This is a genomic window from Staphylococcus condimenti, assembly GCF_001618885.1.
Lineage (GTDB): Bacteria > Bacillota > Bacilli > Staphylococcales > Staphylococcaceae > Staphylococcus > Staphylococcus condimenti.
The window spans coordinates 279,141-293,884 of record NZ_CP015114.1 but is presented as its reverse complement, the minus strand read 5'-3'; the positions used below and the strand labels follow the sequence as shown (position 1 = coordinate 293,884).

The 14,744-nt window shown below is 32.7% G+C and carries 17 protein-coding genes; 1 reads left to right on the top strand and 16 read right to left on the bottom strand.

Annotated elements, in window-relative coordinates:
* Positions 1-53: 53 nt before the first annotated feature.
* Together A4G25_RS01540 and A4G25_RS01535 are read right to left on the bottom strand one after the other, a co-directional pair.
* On the bottom strand, positions 54-884 hold the full coding sequence (locus A4G25_RS01540) for a pyruvate, water dikinase regulatory protein (RefSeq protein WP_047131782.1): 831 nt from the start codon (positions 882-884) through the stop codon (positions 54-56).
* Between the two features lie 12 nt (positions 885-896).
* The gene (locus tag A4G25_RS01535) at positions 897-1,520 is read right to left on the bottom strand and encodes a transcriptional regulator CcpN (RefSeq protein ID WP_075140943.1); all 624 of its coding nucleotides are present in this window, start codon (positions 1,518-1,520) and stop codon (positions 897-899) included.
* 495 nt (positions 1,521-2,015) lie between these two features.
* On the opposite strand from A4G25_RS01535, the gene A4G25_RS01530 reads away from it, so the two are divergent.
* Positions 2,016-3,407, top strand: a complete 1,392-nt coding sequence (locus tag A4G25_RS01530; protein WP_047131784.1) for a glycine--tRNA ligase — start codon at positions 2,016-2,018, stop codon at positions 3,405-3,407.
* Between the two features lie 53 nt (positions 3,408-3,460).
* On the opposite strand, the gene recO is transcribed toward A4G25_RS01530, so the two are convergent.
* The 14 genes from recO to dnaJ form a co-directional block, all read right to left on the bottom strand.
* Positions 3,461-4,216: a DNA repair protein RecO gene (recO, locus tag A4G25_RS01525; protein ID WP_047131785.1), complete on the bottom strand. Its 756-nt coding sequence runs from the start codon at positions 4,214-4,216 to the stop codon at positions 3,461-3,463.
* A gap of 25 nt (positions 4,217-4,241) precedes the next feature.
* Positions 4,242-5,141 carry a GTPase Era gene (era, locus tag A4G25_RS01520; protein WP_047131786.1) on the bottom strand — a complete coding sequence of 300 codons (900 nt, stop codon included), beginning with the start codon at positions 5,139-5,141 and terminating at the stop codon, positions 4,242-4,244.
* Positions 5,138-5,545 carry a cytidine deaminase gene (gene cdd, locus A4G25_RS01515; protein ID WP_047131787.1) on the bottom strand — a complete coding sequence of 136 codons (408 nt, stop codon included), beginning with the start codon at positions 5,543-5,545 and terminating at the stop codon, positions 5,138-5,140. Before cdd ends, era begins: the two co-directional genes overlap by 4 nt.
* 13 nt (positions 5,546-5,558) lie before the next feature.
* Positions 5,559-5,903 (bottom strand): diacylglycerol kinase family protein, encoded by a 345-nt coding sequence (locus tag A4G25_RS01510; RefSeq protein WP_047131788.1) that lies wholly within the window; start codon positions 5,901-5,903, stop codon positions 5,559-5,561.
* Between the two features lie 3 nt (positions 5,904-5,906).
* Complete coding sequence (gene ybeY, locus A4G25_RS01505; RefSeq protein ID WP_047131789.1) at positions 5,907-6,368, bottom strand: rRNA maturation RNase YbeY; 462 nt, start codon at positions 6,366-6,368, stop codon at positions 5,907-5,909.
* 5 nt (positions 6,369-6,373) lie between these two features.
* Complete coding sequence (locus A4G25_RS01500; RefSeq protein WP_047131790.1) at positions 6,374-7,321, bottom strand: PhoH family protein; 948 nt, start codon at positions 7,319-7,321, stop codon at positions 6,374-6,376.
* Positions 7,322-7,543: 222 nt separating this feature from the next.
* Positions 7,544-8,191, bottom strand: coding sequence for a hypothetical protein (locus A4G25_RS01495; protein ID WP_047131791.1), 648 nt, complete (start codon positions 8,189-8,191; stop codon positions 7,544-7,546).
* 13 nt (positions 8,192-8,204) lie between these two features.
* On the bottom strand, positions 8,205-9,191 hold the full coding sequence (gene floA / locus A4G25_RS01490; protein WP_047131792.1) for a flotillin-like protein FloA: 987 nt from the start codon (positions 9,189-9,191) through the stop codon (positions 8,205-8,207).
* Positions 9,192-9,210: 19 nt separating this feature from the next.
* Positions 9,211-9,864 (bottom strand): NfeD family protein, encoded by a 654-nt coding sequence (locus A4G25_RS01485; RefSeq protein WP_371093337.1) that lies wholly within the window; start codon positions 9,862-9,864, stop codon positions 9,211-9,213.
* Between the two features lie 270 nt (positions 9,865-10,134).
* Positions 10,135-10,311 carry a 30S ribosomal protein S21 gene (rpsU, locus tag A4G25_RS01480; protein ID WP_000048060.1) on the bottom strand — a complete coding sequence of 59 codons (177 nt, stop codon included), beginning with the start codon at positions 10,309-10,311 and terminating at the stop codon, positions 10,135-10,137.
* Positions 10,312-10,441: 130 nt separating this feature from the next.
* Positions 10,442-11,788 carry a tRNA (N(6)-L-threonylcarbamoyladenosine(37)-C(2))-methylthiotransferase MtaB gene (gene mtaB / locus A4G25_RS01475; RefSeq protein ID WP_047131794.1) on the bottom strand — a complete coding sequence of 449 codons (1,347 nt, stop codon included), beginning with the start codon at positions 11,786-11,788 and terminating at the stop codon, positions 10,442-10,444.
* Positions 11,789-11,793: 5 nt separating this feature from the next.
* Positions 11,794-12,546 carry a 16S rRNA (uracil(1498)-N(3))-methyltransferase gene (locus A4G25_RS01470; RefSeq protein WP_047131795.1) on the bottom strand — a complete coding sequence of 251 codons (753 nt, stop codon included), beginning with the start codon at positions 12,544-12,546 and terminating at the stop codon, positions 11,794-11,796.
* A 1-nt stretch (position 12,547) separates the two neighbouring features.
* A complete protein-coding gene (gene prmA, locus A4G25_RS01465) occupies positions 12,548-13,486 on the bottom strand; it encodes a 50S ribosomal protein L11 methyltransferase (protein WP_047131796.1) in 939 nt (312 codons plus the stop codon).
* Positions 13,487-13,492: 6 nt separating this feature from the next.
* A complete protein-coding gene (gene dnaJ / locus A4G25_RS01460) occupies positions 13,493-14,626 on the bottom strand; it encodes a molecular chaperone DnaJ (protein ID WP_047131797.1) in 1,134 nt (377 codons plus the stop codon).
* Between the last annotated feature and the right edge of the window lie 118 nt (positions 14,627-14,744).

Here is a 14,744-nt window from a genome sequence, read left to right as displayed (position 1 = left end):
TAAAAATATATTGAATTCAAAAACGCTGATTTTTATTATCAGCGTTTTAATCTTTATTCAGATTTATTTGCTTTATTTTGTTCAATAATATACATAATATCATTTGCAGTCTCTTCGATCGCTTTATCAGAAACATCAATCACTGGGCAACCAATTTTGTTTACAATATTATCAAAATACTTTAATTCCTCTTGAATTCGTTGTCCAGTAGCATATCTTGCAGAGTCACCTAGGCCTAATTGTTTTAATCGCTCTTTCCTGATTTTGTTGAGTTTTTCCTCACTTATTTTTAAAGCAATACATTTTTTGGGATCAATTTCAAATAATGCTTCAGGTGGATTAATTTCAGGCACTATTGGAATATTCATTACTTTATATCGTTTGTGAGCTAAGAATTGGGATAATGGTGTTTTAGAAGTTCGAGAAATACCTAGTAAGACAATATCAGCTTTTGGTAATCCTTTAGGATCTTTTCCATCATCATATTTGACTGCAAATTCGATTGCTTCAATCTTTTTAAAGTAAGCTTCGTCAAGTTTATGAACAATACCTGGTTCACAGTATGGTTGTTCATCAATTTTATCAGTTAGTATGCTCATTAGCGGACCCATGATATCCACATGTTTAATTTTATTTTCAGCTAATCGCTCTTCCATATACTGTTTAATGTCCGGTTTAACTAATGTAAATACTACGATATTTAATTCATTTTCTTTGGCCAATTCAATTACTTCATCTACGTTTTCATTTGTTTCTATATATGGGTAACGTACGATTTCGCTTTTGAAATTTTTAGAATTGAATTGGGAAACACACGCTTTTGCAACTTGTTCTGCTGTTTCCCCTACTGAATCAGATGCAATAATTATTTTTATCTTTTGCATTAAAAAATTCACCTACTCATCAAAAATAGATACAAATAATTTTGTAATTGTTGTTTTGGATATACGTCCGATTGCTTCAAGCTTGCCATTTTCTTTACCTCTCACGATAGGTATAGAATCGATTTCCTTTTCTATCATTAATTGAGCAGCTAATACGAGTAAATCATTTTCTTTTACGTATGTCAGATTTGGCATGCGTGTCATTATAACACTAATCGGCATAGTATGTATATCTTCCCCAATCATCGATGCTCTTAACAAATCTTTTCTAGAACACACACCGATGAAATCATAGTTTTGATTAACAACAAACAAGGTGCTGACGTCTTCAAGGAAAATAGTACATATTGCTTCATAAACCGACATATCACTTTTCAAAATAATTGGTAGCGATTGATAATCTTTTACAACATATTGTCTTAATTTTTCAGTTAATAATTGATTTGTTGATTTTCCGGAATAAAAGTAACCAACACGTGGTCTCGCTTCTAAAAAGCCTGACATAGTAAGGATTGCTAAATCAGGTCTTAATGTAGCCCTAGTTAAACTTAATTGTTCGGCAATTTTCTCTCCAGTTATCGGTCCATTGTGTTTTACTATTTCAACTATTTCACTTTGCCTATTACTCAGTTCTATATGTCTTCACCCCTTCACACTACCCTATTATTATAACTTTTTTCCTACGAAATGTATTATATAATGAGTCATACTAATTTTCCAATTATTATTATCTCATTATTTGGGGTCAATATGAAGTGTAATCGAAGTATTGAGTTTTTTAATAATTTATTGACTTATTGGGTTCTATAATTTTATATTTTAAAGTGTTTCGACATATAAAATCATTGATTACCTGTCCAATTATATCTTTTATCTCGTAAATGATATATTTACTTGTATTTAAATTAGTGATGCATTAGAATGGGTAATGAAGCGAGTTAAGGATGGTGAAAGCTTAACAAATAAATTGGCCTGACAATTTAATAATCTAAGCGAGTGTCTACACTAATTTGGGTGGAACCGCGGGTTATAATTAATTATGTTAAATTAAAATAACTCGTCCCAAGATTTCGAAATGTATGTTTCGTTATCTTGGGGCGTTTTTTTATTTGAAAAGAGGAGTGTTGAAAAATGGCAAAAGATATGGATTCTGTTGTACAACTTGCGAAGCACAGAGGATTCGTTTTTCCGGGAAGTGAAATTTATGGCGGTTTATCAAATACGTGGGATTATGGTCCACTAGGAGTTGAACTAAAAAATAATATTAAGCAGGCATGGTGGAAGAAGTTTATTTCTCAATCACCATATAATGTTGGTTTAGATGCTGCTATTTTAATGAATCCTAGAACTTGGGAAGCTTCAGGCCACTTAGGAAACTTTAATGACCCAATGATAGATAATAAAGATAGTAAAATTCGTTATCGTGCAGATAAATTAATTGAAGATTACATGCAGAATGAAAAAGGTGACGAAAATTTCATCGCTGATGGATTGAGCTTTGACGAAATGAAACGCATTATTGATGAAGAAGGAATTAAAGATCCGGTTAGTGGTACTGCAAATTGGACTGATATTAGACAATTCAACTTAATGTTTAAAACTTTCCAAGGTGTTACTGAAGATTCAACAAATGAAATATTTTTACGTCCAGAAACAGCACAAGGTATATTTGTAAATTACAAAAATGTACAACGTTCTATGCGTAAAAAGTTACCATTTGGTATTGGTCAAATCGGTAAATCATTCCGTAATGAAATTACACCAGGTAACTTTATATTCAGAACACGTGAGTTTGAACAAATGGAATTAGAATTCTTCTGTAAACCAGGAGAAGAAATTGAATGGCAAAGCTATTGGAAAGCATTTGCTGAAAAATGGTTGTTAGATTTAGGTATCAAAAATGACAGTATCCGTCTTCGTGACCATGATGAAGATGAGTTATCTCACTATTCTAATGCAACTACTGATATTGAATACAAATTCCCATTTGGCTGGGGAGAACTTTGGGGAATTGCAAGCCGTACTGATTATGACTTAAAACAACATAGTGAATTTTCAGGCGATGATTTCAAATATCACGATCCTGAAACAAATGAAAAATACATTCCTTATTGTATTGAACCATCCCTAGGTGCTGACCGTGTAACATTAGCTTTCTTATGTGATGCTTATGATCGTGAAGGTGTCGAAGGTAGTAAAGATGAAAGAACGGTATTACACTTCCACCCAGCAATAGCACCGTATAAAGCAGCTGTTTTACCATTAAGTAAAAAATTATCTGAAGAAGCAATTAAAGTATATGAACAATTAAGTGAGAATTTCACAGTTGATTTTGATGAATCTCAATCAATTGGTAAACGTTATCGTCGTCAAGATGAAATCGGTACACCTTACTGCATTACTTTTGATTTTGATTCACTTGAAGATCAACAAGTAACAGTTCGTGATAGAGATTCAATGGAACAAGTTCGTATGCCAATTTCTGAACTTAATGATTTTATCTCTGAAAAAGTAAGATTCTAATATATATGAAGAGAGAACGCCGTACCTCGACAGATACGGCGTTCTTTTCATTTTCAATTATTTTCTAATCTTTTTAATTGGTTTATTAGTTTTTGACTTTTAAAGAAAACACCAGAATATTCTCTATATAGCATAATTAATAAATCTGACATTTCATTTAAAATATCTTGATGTATATTAAGTTGATTCATTTTATTGATGGGCAATTTTTGTAAAATATCCATTAAATAAAAGGTTTTATTTGAAATGTTAATTGCATGAGGGTCGCGGTCAGTAAATTGATTAGAAATTACACCATGAAATTTAAAACTAAATGCAATCAATTTAGATTGATCAGTTTCGCCTGAGATTGAACATTTATCAAAATTAATACTAAAACCAAATGCCGGCATTTTTTTTAGTAATACTATAACTGACATCAATTGTGCACTGTCTTTTTTATTTATTCGATTTAAACAGAACTCTAAGAGGTCAAAATTGAATTGAGAAATCTCTTCATCTTCCATTGATTTGTCTATTATTTCAGCACATAAGGCAGCATAGCTACTTTCATATATATCTAATCTCAACTGATAATTTTGATTGATAACATCTATTGAGTTCAAAACACCAAGACCTCTCAGCTTAGCATAAATAAATAACCCATGGACAAATAACTGTGTATTTGCTTGCAAGCCAGTCTTGCTTTTTTTGGCCCTCCTAACCATTAATGGAACTTTTGCACCATTTTCGTTTAAAATCGTGATGATTTTATCGGATTCTCCATAGTCGACAGATTTAATGATAATTCCTTTTTGTTTCATCAACATTAGAGGATTCACCGACCTTTTCTAATTAATCTTGGTCTTCAATATAGCCCATTTGACGGATGAAATTGACTTTATTACGCCAATCTTTTTGAACTTTTACCCAGAGGTCAAGATACACTTTTGATCCTAATAAATTTTCAATATCAATTCTGGCTCTTTTTCCAATCTCTTTTAATTTTTTACCGCCTTTGCCAATTACAATCCCCTTTTGAGAATCTCTTTCAACATAAATAGTTGCTTCAATTCTAACTTTGTCTTCAGATTGTTTTACCATACGGTCAACATTGACACCGATTGAGTGTGGAATTTCTTCGCTTGTTAGATGTAATACTTTTTCACGTATTAGTTCACTAACCACAAATTGTTCAGGGTGATCAGAAATTTGACCATCTGGATAATATTGTGGGCCATCTGGCATATATGATTTCAGCACATTAATAAAGTGATCTACATTTAACCCTTCCAATGCTGACATTGGTACGGCTTCAGTAAAACGCATATGTTTCTCATAACTTTCGATAATGGGCATTATTTGGTCTGGGTGCACAAGGTCAATTTTATTAATAACTAAAAATACTGGAGTTTTAATATTTTTTAACATATCCATTATATATTCGTCTCCACGACCAATTGCTTCATTAGCATTGACCATAAAAATAACAGCATCTACTTCAGTAAGTGTATTTTTAGCGACTTTCATCATATAATCGCCTAATTTATGTTTAGGTTTATGAATACCAGGTGTATCAACAAAAATTATTTGAGCATCATCTTCTGTCATTACACCATGAATTTTATTTCTTGTTGTTTGAGCTTTATCTGACATAATTGCAATTTTATGTCCTAAAACTCTATTCATAAATGTAGATTTACCTACATTAGGTCTGCCTATAATAGCAACAAACCCTGATTTATGTTCTGTCATATATTCAAATCCTTTCCTGAAAATCCTAATGGAAGCAAGTCATTTATATTAGTTTCAATCATATCGCCTTTATGGTTAGTAAGATAGATTGGCATATCATCATCGCATAATTCTTTAATCACTTGGCGGCAAGAACCGCATGGTGATGATGGTTTGTCTGCATCTACTGTAATTGTAAGAGACTCAAAATCACCAGGCTTATAACCCTGGCTTATTGCTGCGACTAAACTTGAACGTTCAGCACAAATAGCCTCTCCATATGCAGCATTTTCAACATTTGCTCCAAAAAATTCATTTCCATCTTTCGTCCGTAAATATGCTCCTACTTTGAATTTGCTATAAGGTGAATAAGAGCGGTTTTGAGCCTCTCTTACTTTTTTAAAATGTTCATTTGTATAAGTCATATAATTTCCTCTTTTATAGATTATTTAAAATGTAAGGGATAAAAATTATAAGACCAATGGTACCTGCGGCTATTGAGATAATTAGTACGCTTAAAGCTGCTGTATCTTTTGCTCGCTTAGCAAGAGGCTTATATTCATCCGTTACTAAATCTACTACGTATTCTACTGCAGTATTTATTGCCTCAAAAGCTAATACCAATGCAATCACTAATATAATTACTATCCATTCTATCTTTGAAATACCAAAGAAGATGCCAGCTAATATTACAATAACTGCAGTAATTAGATGTAGCAGAAAATTCAGGTCTTTTTTTATTATAGTTATTAAACCTTGAATAGGATATTTAAATCGTTTCATTAATTAATCTCTCGTCAAACCATAATTATCTAAAATTAATTTTTGGCGCCCAAACATTTCTTTTTCATCGGATTCATTCATATGATTATATCCTAATAAATGTAAAAAGCCGTGTAACGCTAAAAAACCTAACTCTCTTTCAAACGAATGTCCATATTCATCAGATTGTTCCTTAGCGACATCAGCACAAATTATAATATCTCCAAGAACTCGAGGCATATCTAAACCTTCAATCTCTGGCTCATCTTCTTCTAATGCAAATGAAATTACATCTGTTACTTTATCTTTGTTTCTATAGTCTCTATTAATTTCTTGAATCTCTTGTTTATTTACAAATGTAACAGATAGTTCTGCATCATCTTCAATATTTTCTTCTTTCTTTGCAAATGTAAGCAAGTTATCAATTTGTTGATACCATTCTGTATTTACTTCACCAGTATGGTCTGTAAAATCAATCGTAAACATTTTGATTATTCATCCCCTTCATAACGGTCGATTATTTTACTAACAAGTGGATGACGTACGACATCGCTTTGATCTAATTTTTGAACGCTAATACCTTTTACTCCAGCTAATCTTTTAACTGCTTGTTTTAAACCGCTTTTAATTCCTCGTGGTAAGTCAACTTGCGTCATATCACCAGTAACTACCATTTTAGAGCCAAAACCTAATCTAGTTAAAAACATTTTCATTTGTGCATGGGTTGTATTTTGAGCTTCATCTAAAATAACAAATGCATCATCTAAAGTGCGTCCACGCATATAGGCTAATGGTGCAACTTCTATAATGCCTCTTTCAATAAATCTAGCAGTTTGTTCAGGTCCTAAAACTGTATGCAAGCCGTCATATAAAGGTCGCAAATAAGGATCAACTTTTTCTTTTAAATCACCGGGTAAAAATCCTAATGATTCACCAGCTTCAACAGCCGGACGAGTCAATACTATTCTTTTAACATTACCTTGTCTTAATTCTTTCGCAGCATAAACAACAGCTAAGAAAGTTTTGCCTGTTCCTGCTGGTCCAATACCAAAAACTAAATCATTATGCTTCATTGCATTTAGATATAATCTTTGTCCCATAGTTTTGGCACGAATTGTTTTACCATATGCATCTTTTGTAATTGATTCATCATATAAATCTACAAGATGATTGATTGAGCCTTTCTGAGCCATTTTAATTGCTGCTTCTACATCTTTGAGGTTGATTGATACACCTTGGTCTATTACTTTAAGTAAGTTTTTGATAACAGCTTCTGCTTTTTCAATTTCCTCTTGTTGTTGCCCTTTTACAGCTATTTCTTGCCCTCTCGCATGTATAATAACTTCAAACGCTTCTTCAATTGCTTGTATGTTTTCATCATTATTTCCAATTAGAGCTTGGGCTTGATTGATATCATCAATAACTATTATTCCTGGCATACATTAACTCCTTTTCGTTGATACAGCTATCATGTAGTCTGTAGTATTAAATTTAAGATGCAGAATATTACTTCGAACGGAATTTTACGGACTTAGTTATAATTCCTACATATTCATACTCTTATTATATCATGTTCTCGTGAAATAATAATCCGATAATGATTGTGGATAAAGCTAAAAAAAGATTAGAAGCCAAAAATTGGCATCTAATCTTAGTTATTTTTATTGAAGTTGTTTTGGCTTTTTTAAAATTTCAGACCATATAATTCCATTCAATATTTCATCGTCATCAAAACGCAAATTTTGATTTTGTCGATTTCCTAACATGGTTTTATCCGAAAATAATTGTTTTAATCTTGCCTGTTTAGCTCGATTTGAAAGGTATTTATCATTAATTATTTTTTGCGCACGTCTTTCAATTATGGCTAATTGCTTTTCTTTTTCGCGATCTATGTCTGATCTATATGAAGTTAATTCATTATTTAATGAATTGTTCAATTCTTCAATAGCTTCCAAGTCCTTTTGGCTCACATTTCGAGGTTGTGTTCTATTTTCTTCAACTTGATTAGTCGTCCTATCGTCTCTCCGATTAACATTTCCACTTTCATTTCTTCTAGGCTGGTTTGTACTCGATGGTTTTTCATTTGAAGACTTCTTTGAAGAATCATCAAATTCTCTTTGTAATTCTTCAAATGTTTCTCCTAGTTGCTCGAAAATACTTTTCTTCTCTTTTCTTTCAGCACTTGGCTGCTGTCTTGGTTGTTTTGTCCTAGGCTGTTGATTTTGACGCTTTTTGTGACTTTTATCATTAATTGCAGTAATTAATGAAATTACAATACTAATAATAAAAATTATGAGACCAATACTCATTTAATCACCTCTTTTACTTATCTGGTGACTCGTTATCATTTGAATGTGTTCTTTGATTAATTGACTCACGCATTCCTGTATCAGCTTCAATATTCTTTAAATTATAATAATCTTTCACACCAATATTACCTTTTCTAAGTGCTTCAGACATTGCTAATGGTACTTCAGATTCTGCTTCTACAACTTTTGCACGCATTTCTTGTACTCTTGCTTTCATTTCTTGTTCAGAAGCTACAGCCATAGCACGGCGTTCTTCAGCTTTGGCTTGTGCAATATTTTTATCAGCCAATGCCTGCTCAGTTTGTAAATCTGCACCGATATTTTTACCGATATCTACATCAGCAATATCAATTGATAAAATCTCAAAAGCTGTACCAGAGTCTAGCCCTTTGCTTAAAACAGTTTTTGAAATATTATCAGGGTTTTCTAAAACTACAGTATGATGCTCACTAGAACCAATAGTCGAAACAATACCTTCACCCACACGAGCAATAATTGTCTCTTCACCTGCACCCCCAACTAATCTAGAAATGTTAGCACGTACTGTGATTCTAGCTTTAGCTTTTACTTCAATACCGTTCATTGCTACACCCGTAATAAATGGCGTTTCAATTACTTTAGGATTAACTGACATTTGAACAGCCTCAAGTACATCACGTCCAGCTAAGTCGATAGCGGCACCTCGTTCAAATGGAAGATTAATGTCGGCACGTTGTGCAGCAATGTTAGCGTCTACAACTCTATCGACATTACCGCCTGCTAAATAATGAGATTCAAGTTGGTTAGTTGTAAGGTTTAAACCAGCTTTATGTGCTTTTATTAATGGTGCGATTACTTTTCGTGGTGAAACACGTCTTAAACGCATTCCAATTAATGTACCGATATTTACTTTTACACCTGCAGCAATTGCTGAAATCCATAATCCAATTGGTACAAATGAAAATAAGATCAGTAATGCAATTATTGCTATCACAATGATAATAATAAGTGGTATTAACATATAGACTCTCCTTTATAATTTAACTATTTTGAGGTAATTCCCTTACTACTACTCTTGTACCTTCAACTTCGGTAACTTTTACTTTAACACCACGTTGAATAAATGTACCGTCTGATACAGCATCAATACGCTCATCATTTAAAGATATTATACCTGATGGTCGAAGTTCTGTAAGAGTTTCAGCAGTTTGACCTACTAAATTAGAGCGGTCATCATGTGAAGTATATCCAGCTTCAGAAGTCGTCGAATCCCTTAATATAACTTTTTCAAATAAAGATATTTTTTTGTTAAATCCTTTCACCAATATCACCCATTCAATAATTGATAAAATAAATGCAATAACAACATTTATTAACATCCATAAAAGATTATCTCCTAGCATAATAATGCTTATAGTAATTAAAATAATACCTATTATTCCGATAATTGCTCCAACTACAAAAAATTCAATGATGAGAAGTATTACGCCAATAATAAAAAGACCGATTGAAATTAATGATACTTCTCCTTGAATCAAATAACCTAAAAAGAGTATTAATAATGATAATGCAGCGATAATTCCAGCAAAATTTGTACGTTTTGAATAAAGTTGATATAGGAAACCTAGAAAAATGATGCAAGTTAGGATTAGTGATACAAATGGGCTTGTAATAACCTCACCTATGTGTTGCATAAAGGGGCTTTGACTAGTCTGAAAAACTGAAATATTATGTAAAATTTCAGTTGGATGTGACATAAATTCACCTCGCTCTCATTTTTCATTATACATGACTGCTTAATAGAATTATAGTTATAAAAGAGTGAATTTATAGAAAATATATTTTGATATACTGGCAAAAGAAAAAGGCCATAGATACTACCTGAATCGGTAATATTTATGACCTTCGAAAACTGCATTTATATAATTCATATTTGTTGTTGAGGGAGTCAACAGACATATCAATTATTTAAATTTACGTTTACGTGCAGCTTCTGATTTCTTTTTACGTTTAACACTTGGTTTTTCGTAAAATTCACGTTTACGTACTTCTTGAATTGTACCGCTTTTTGAAACTGAGCGTTTGAAACGGCGTAAAGCATCTTCAAGTGATTCGTTTTTACGGACTACTGTTTTAGACATCTGTATTTCCCTCCCTCCAAATATCAACGGAACTTTATTTTCATATGCATAACATAACTATATGCTACGCATTCATAAGTATAATATATATGATAGTTGGGGTCAATTAGAATAATTAATTTTTTGAATCTTAAATAATAGCAGTAAATTCGCTACGGTTAGATGCATGGTCAATTACTCTGACTACATGGCCTTGACTCAATGGATATCCAGCTTGTGTAATTTTAACACGAACTAACTCTCCAATTAGTGAATCATCACCTTCAAATTCAACTTTCATGTAATTATCAGCATACCCAACTAGTGTTCCAGGTGCTTCCCCAGACTCTTCAGGTATTACTTCTAATACTTCATTTTCAAAATGAGAAGCATATTCTTTAGCTAACTGATTGCTTAATTCAATTAGTTTATGAACACGTTCATTTTTAATGCTTTCATCAATTTGATCATCCATTCTAGCTGCAGGAGTACCTGTACGAGCAGAATAAGGGAAAACATGAAGTTCAGAAAAATGATGTTTTAGAATAAAATCATACGTTTCTTGAAATTCTTCTTCTGTTTCTCCTGGAAAACCAACAATAACATCACTTGTTACAGCTAACCCAGGTAATGCTTTGTGTAATTTCATCAAACGTTCAGAAAAATGAGCCATTGAATATTTTCTGCGCATTCTTTTAAGTACAGTATCTGAACCTGATTGAAGTGGTACATGTAGATGACGTACTACTTTATTAGAATTTGAAATAACATTTATAACTTCATCAGTTAATTGGCTAGCTTCAATTGATGAAATTCTAATACGTTCGAGCCCATCAATAGTTTCAAGATCACGTAATAATTGTGCTAAATTATAATCTTTTAAATCTTGACCATAACCGCCTGTATGAATACCTGTTAGTACAATTTCTTTGTATCCTGAATTCACTAATGTTGTTGCTTGTTCAACTACTTTTTCTGGATCTCTAGACCGCATTAGACCACGCGCCCAAGGAATAATGCAAAAAGTGCAGAAATTGTTACAACCTTCTTGAATTTTAAGAGACGCGCGTGTTCTATCAGTGAAATACGGTACTTCTAATTCTTCGTATTTTCTATTTTTCATAATATTTCCAACACCGTTTATAGGTTGGCGTTCAGTCTTGAATTCTTCAATATAATCAAGTAGTTTTGTACGATCCTGTGTACCTACAACGACATCGACTCCAGGAATTTCCATTATTTCAGCAGACGAAGTTTGTGCATAACAACCTGTAACACAAACAACAGCATCTGGATTTTTTCGAATAGCACGTCTTATGATTTGTCTACTCTTTTTATCTCCGGTATTCGTTACAGTACATGTATTTATAACAAAGACATCTGCGTTTGTATCGAATTCTACACGATCATACCCAGCATCTTTAAATAATTGCCAAATCGCTTCAGTTTCATAATGGTTAACTTTACACCCTAATGTATGAAAAGCTACAGTTGACATCATTTTCACCCCATTAATTCTTTTTCATAACTTATTGCACTTAACGCATACAACGGAGCAGTTTCAGCTCGAAGAATTCGTTTGCCTAAACCTACTATTTCACTGTTTTCTTGAAATAATTCGACTTCTTCTTCACTCAGTCCACCTTCAGGACCAAAAACTATTAAAACACGATCGCCACTTTTGAATTGTTGTAGTGTTTTTTTAAAATGACTTATTTCTCCTTCTTTTGCAGCGTCTTCGTATGCGACAAGCACATAATCATATTTATCTATATTAACATATACTTGCTTTAAATTCGATATAAATTCGATAGTAGGTATAATTAAACGATAACTTTGTTCGGCAGCTTCTTTAACAATTTTATTCCATCTTACTAATTTTTTCTCGATTTTATTTTGATTAAGTTTCACAATAGATCGATCCATTTGTACAGGAATAAAATGAGAAGCACCAAGTTCAGTACATTTTTGCAGAAGCCATTCATATTTATCTGCTTTTAATAAGCCACTACAAATTGTAATCTCAACCGGTAATTCGGTATCAGAATTTAACTCTTCACTTAATTCAATTTCTATCTTTTCGTTATGTATAGAAATTATTTTGCTCTTATACACTTCACCATGATTAAATGTAACGATTATAAAATCACCTGATTGATTTCTCATTACATTATTAATATGATGTATATCTTCTTTTTCAGTTATAAAAAAACGCTGATTTTTATCAGCGTTTTGATTTATAAAATATCTTTGCATATTAATTGCTCACTTTCTCTCCAACGATACATACCCAACCGTTGTCGTGATTAATAGAAATGATATTGAAACCTACACGCTTCATATGTCCAATAATTTCATCACTTTTCTCTTCAATAATTCCCGAAGTGATAAAGCGACCCTCTTCATTTAAAGTATTATAAGCGTCTTCTATCATTTCTTCAATAATATGAGCTAAGATATTCGCGATAACAACATCATATTTATTTGTTTCGCCTTTTAATAAATTGCCGGTTGTCGTTTCAATTGCATCTTCACATGAGTTTTTTTCGAAATTTTCTTTAGCTACTCTAACAGCCAATTCATCCAAATCCACTGCTTTAATATGTTTTACTCCAAGCAAATGACATGCGATACTTAAAATTCCTGAACCTGTACCCACATCAATAACTGTATCAGTGGATTTAACATATTGTTCAATAGCATTTAAACACATGCTTGTCGTTGGATGATCACCCGTTCCAAATGCCATACCAGGATCTAATTCAATACAAAGTTCGGAATCACTTTCCTTTTGGTAGGTTTCCCAACTAGGTACTATTGTAAAATTTTTAGAAGCTTTAAAAGGATGGAAATAATTTTTCCATTCATTTTCCCAATCTGATTCTTTGATTGTTTGTTCATTATAATTAAAAATATTTTCATCTAGATTTTCTAGCGCTCGTACATTACTCAAAATTATATTTTTAAGTTCTTCAGAATAATCTATTTCATTAAAGTATGCTTTAATACGAACTCCTGTATCGGGATAATCGCTTGGATCTAGTTCATAAATTTCACCAAATTTATCGGCTAATTCTCCATCTAAATCTTTAGAGTCTTCAATCACTACACCATTTGACCCATTTTCTTCTAGTATATTTGTTACAAACTCTTGCACTTCATGATTAACAACAATTGAAACTTCCATCCAGTTCATAGCTATCTATTCTCCTTTAAAGAATCTACGAGCACGTTCTTTGAAATTTGTCGGTTGCTCAGTGATTTCTTCACCGCTTACTTCTGCGAATTCGCGCATTATAGATTTTTGTTTATCATTTAATTTTGTAGGTGTTACTACATTAATATTAATAAATAAATCACCATATCCATAACCATGAACATTTTTAATACCTTTTTCTTTCATACGGAATTGTTTACCATTTTGAGTACCTTCAGGAACACTTAGCATAACATGCCCTTTCAAGGTAGGAACTTTGATTTCATCTCCTAAAGCAGCTTGCGGGAAGCTTACGTTTAAATTATAGAAAATATCGTCGCCTTCACGTTCAAAAGTATCAGAAGGTTCTACACGGAATACAACGTATAAGTCGCCTTGAGGTCCTCCATTGTGTCCTGGAGCGCCTTCCCCTGCTAAACGGATTTGTTGATCATTGTCTACGCCTTCAGGTACTTTAACTTTAATTTTGACATTCTTAGTTTCAGTTCCTTTACCATGACAAGTTGGGCATGGTTCTTCTATTTCTTCACCTGTTCCATTACAAACAGGGCAGACTTTTTCAGTTCTTACACGACCTAATATAGTATTTTGTTCTACTGAAACATGACCTGATCCATTACAGTAATGACATGTTTTTTTCTTAGACCCTGGTTTAGCACCAGAACCTTCACAAGTCTCACATTTTACTTGTTTTCGAATTGAAATTTCTTTTTCAGTACCAAATGCAGCTTCTTCAAAGGTTACTGTCATTGTATATTGTAAGTCATCACCTTTACGTGGTGCATTAGGATCTCGTTGTGCACCACCACCAAAGAATGAGCTGAAAATATCTTCGAAACCGCCGCCAAAACCGCCAAAGTCTTGACCGCCGCCGAATCCTTGTCCGCCGAATCCTCCCTGAGGACCATCATGACCGAATTGGTCGTAATTAGCACGTTTATTTTCATCGCTCAATACTTCATAAGCCTCAGTTATCTCTTTAAACTTTTCTTCGGCACCTTCTTCTTGATTAATATCTGGGTGATATTTTTTGGACAATTTACGGTAAGCTTTTTTGATTTCGTCTTTTGACGCATCTTTGCTGACACCCAAGACTTCGTAATAGTCTCTTTTTGCCACTGTAATCTCTCCTTATCTATAAAAAAACATTTTTCAATTTTTACACTTATAAAGTATAGTTGTTTAAATAATAAAAAGTCAAAGCCAATGACAATTGACTTTGACTTAAATTTTAATT

Excerpts from the sequence above, each read along its gene's own strand:
- A4G25_RS01540 (WP_047131782.1), bottom strand. The coding sequence starts at position 884 with ATGCAAAAGATAAAAATAATTATTGCATCTGATTCAGTAGGGGAAACA.
- A4G25_RS01530 (WP_047131784.1), top strand. The coding sequence starts at position 2,016 with ATGGCAAAAGATATGGATTCTGTTGTACAACTTGCGAAGCACAGAGGA.
- recO (WP_047131785.1), bottom strand. The coding sequence starts at position 4,216 with ATGTTGATGAAACAAAAAGGAATTATCATTAAATCTGTCGACTATGGA.
- era (WP_047131786.1), bottom strand. The coding sequence starts at position 5,141 with ATGACAGAACATAAATCAGGGTTTGTTGCTATTATAGGCAGACCTAAT.
- cdd (WP_047131787.1), bottom strand. The coding sequence starts at position 5,545 with ATGACTTATACAAATGAACATTTTAAAAAAGTAAGAGAGGCTCAAAAC.
- A4G25_RS01510 (WP_047131788.1), bottom strand. The coding sequence starts at position 5,903 with ATGAAACGATTTAAATATCCTATTCAAGGTTTAATAACTATAATAAAA.
- ybeY (WP_047131789.1), bottom strand. The coding sequence starts at position 6,368 with ATGTTTACGATTGATTTTACAGACCATACTGGTGAAGTAAATACAGAA.
- A4G25_RS01500 (WP_047131790.1), bottom strand. The coding sequence starts at position 7,321 with ATGCCAGGAATAATAGTTATTGATGATATCAATCAAGCCCAAGCTCTA.
- A4G25_RS01495 (WP_047131791.1), bottom strand. The coding sequence starts at position 8,191 with ATGAGTATTGGTCTCATAATTTTTATTATTAGTATTGTAATTTCATTA.
- floA (WP_047131792.1), bottom strand. The coding sequence starts at position 9,191 with ATGTTAATACCACTTATTATTATCATTGTGATAGCAATAATTGCATTA.
- A4G25_RS01485 (WP_371093337.1), bottom strand. The coding sequence starts at position 9,864 with ATGCAACACATAGGTGAGGTTATTACAAGCCCATTTGTATCACTAATC.
- rpsU (WP_000048060.1), bottom strand. The coding sequence starts at position 10,311 with ATGTCTAAAACAGTAGTCCGTAAAAACGAATCACTTGAAGATGCTTTA.
- mtaB (WP_047131794.1), bottom strand. The coding sequence starts at position 11,788 with ATGTCAACTGTAGCTTTTCATACATTAGGGTGTAAAGTTAACCATTAT.
- A4G25_RS01470 (WP_047131795.1), bottom strand. The coding sequence starts at position 12,546 with ATGCAAAGATATTTTATAAATCAAAACGCTGATAAAAATCAGCGTTTT.
- prmA (WP_047131796.1), bottom strand. The coding sequence starts at position 13,486 with ATGAACTGGATGGAAGTTTCAATTGTTGTTAATCATGAAGTGCAAGAG.